A 2,687-nucleotide genomic window follows, 5' to 3' on the forward strand; every position below is an offset into this window, starting at 1 on the left:
ACCACGATAATCTTCCGGCGTCATCCGCCCCGCCCACTTCGGCTCAACCAGTACGATCTGAAGCATGCGGGTGTTCACATACACCAGCGACGCTTGCAGGAGGTGTAGCGCCAGAACGGAGATTTCCTGCTCATGGATGCGGTTGGTGGCGATCTCGCCGCCCTTGCCGAAGAACACGAAACCATTAGCGCCGTTCCAGTTCTCAACCACATTCAGCCCTTCGTGGATCTCGCGGCGGAATGCCTCCTGACGCAAATACCGGCATAGGAAGATTGTTTTGACCGCGCGGCCGAGTTCACTCAGCGCCTTGTAGGTCGGGTGCATCACTTCGGCTCTGGCAAACCGGAGCAGGATCGCTTCCGGATCGGCGGTGCGCGATTGCATGGCAGCGGCATATTTGACCATTTCGTCATATTGTTGCTCGATCTCGTCCCAGTCGATCGGGCTGGAGAGGATCGGCAGTAAATTGGAAAGCCGCGTGCGCATGCCGGCTTGGGGAAGGGCCAGTTTCTGGCGTGCCACTGCTTTCAGCCGCGGGGCAAGCTCAAATCCAAGGAGTCGGCAGAACGCAAAGCCGACTGCGCTCTGGCCGTGGCTATCGACGTACTGGCGCTGGATTTCCATGTCGGTGCAATGGCGTAGCACGCCTTCGATCATGGAGGCGACCTCCGAGGAAGAGCACCGCTTGAGCTGGGAATAAACGCAGGTCGCGCGCTTCTCCACATGCCAGTAGATCATGACGCCACGGCCGCCATAGCGGGCGTGCCATTCCGTCATCAGGTTGCGGTCCCACGCGCCGAACTTCGTTGAATCGGACGCGCATGCCGTGCCCGCATCTCCCCATACTGCGGCATTGCGGATTGCCAGTGTCGCGTTTGCTACCCGCGCGCACGCCTCCCTCAGCGCTGGCGCGTGGATGAAACGGCGATGGACATGCAGCAATTCCTCGTAACTGACATCGGGTGTTGCGCCAGCGACCCGCTTGAGCCCGGCGTTCGTGCCCAAGCCATAGAGACACAGCAAAAGACGCTGAGCCAAGGCTGCTTTCGACAGGGTAACCCGCGAGGCCGACGTTTCGAAAGCATCCATCAATCCCGTGTCCAGAGCAGCCTCTTTCAACACGTCCAGCAGTCCGGTCATCGGCCAGCGCTGACCGATCTCGCTTTTGATCGAAGCGAGACCCTTCGGTTCGGGCAAGGGCTTGAACGGTGTAATCGATATCCGGTTGTCGCCGCGCCACAGGAGCCGGACCTTGTCGTTTTGTGGAATATTGGCATTGAGGAGCAACAGTTCCCGTTCAAGCTCCTCCCGGATCGAGGCGCAAAACGCCTGCGCATCTGGCGTCAGGCTGAGGCCGGAATAGTACGCATCTCGCCTGATCTCGAAGTCCTTGGGAAGATCGTCATCGGGATTGCGATAGCGATCCGCCCCGACCACCCAGATTTCTTTGGAGCGGATGCGGTCGCGCAGTTGCGTCAGGACGCAAAGCTCATAGCTGATCCGGTTTACCCGCCCATCGTCATCAATGACGGAACTGCGCCATCGCGCTGGAATCACCTCATCGATCGGAACATCCTGCAATGGCACGAAGCGGCATCCGCCATCCACCTTGCTCCTGATCCAGTCGAGGGCCGCCAGGACCGGCCGCCACACCGCGTTGTTCGACCGGAACTCAAGTACGGAAAGCAGGCTTGGCAGCATGCGCCGGTAATGATTGGCCCAGGAACCACGCATCACCTTGTAGATGCGCCGGTCCAGAGCGCCCTTCGCATGGCTCTCCTTGACGATCGCCGCCAGCTTGGCCTTACCGGCGATCGGGAAAATGACATCGCAGATGCGCCCCGATGGTTCATTGATCGAGGCGCTGGCGATCTCGACCAGCAGGCGCTCCTTTCCATAGACCCGCTCGATGTCTTTCGCGATATCGCCCACCACCTTGCGTTTCGAGCGCGTTCCGATCTTGTGAACGGTTTCGATCAGCAGGTCGATCATCGCGTCAGTGAGTTGCGCCTCCCGCGACATTAGATAAATCGCATAAAGGCCGAGCTGTCGCGCCGGCGCATGCCGGCGCATCTCCGAGGCCTTTTCACCGGCAACGCGGCGAACAATCTGATCGACCCATGGCTTGCCCGTAGCCGTCAGGAGATCATGGGGAAGATCAAGTCTCTGGATAAAGGCGAGTTTCTCGGTCACGTCGAGAATGTTGTCGAGCGTTGCCTGTCCGGCGTCACCCTTCATCCTGTTGAATCCGGTCGAGCTGTCCGGATCGGCAAGCGAGGCTTCCAATAACGCCACCGCATCTGACGAAAGCCGATCACTGGTTCCGATCAGCCAGGTGTCCAGATAATCTTGCCGTTGTGAGCGAACGACACGTTCAAGCTCCTTGCGCGACGGCCCATAAATACGCCGGTCCCGGCACCACAGGAAAACATGCTCAAGCATGGCATTGATCGACTGGCCGCCCGGGCACAGCTCGCCAGCAATCCATTCCGTCAATTGCGCGCGATCCACCCGCTTCATGCGGTGATATCCAAGATGGATCAGGATCTCCGCACAATGCCGTCGTGCTGTCCGACTGGAAAAGTCATAACCGGCTATCTCGCCAGCCTCGACACCGAGTTGCTCGGCCAGATACGAGAGGCCATCGGTAGGGATTGAGCCGGGATCGATCGCGAAAAACCCCAGGG

The 2,687-nt window shown here is 59.4% G+C and carries 1 protein-coding gene; it reads right to left on the reverse strand.

The window, feature by feature from the left end:
* Positions 1-2,687: Tn3 family transposase (locus AX724_RS06065; RefSeq protein WP_066764401.1), on the reverse strand; the 2,687-nt coding region annotated here is incomplete at both ends.

Origin of the sequence: Sphingobium sp. CCH11-B1 (genome assembly GCF_001556865.1) — a bacterium.
Classification (GTDB): domain Bacteria; phylum Pseudomonadota; class Alphaproteobacteria; order Sphingomonadales; family Sphingomonadaceae; genus Sphingobium.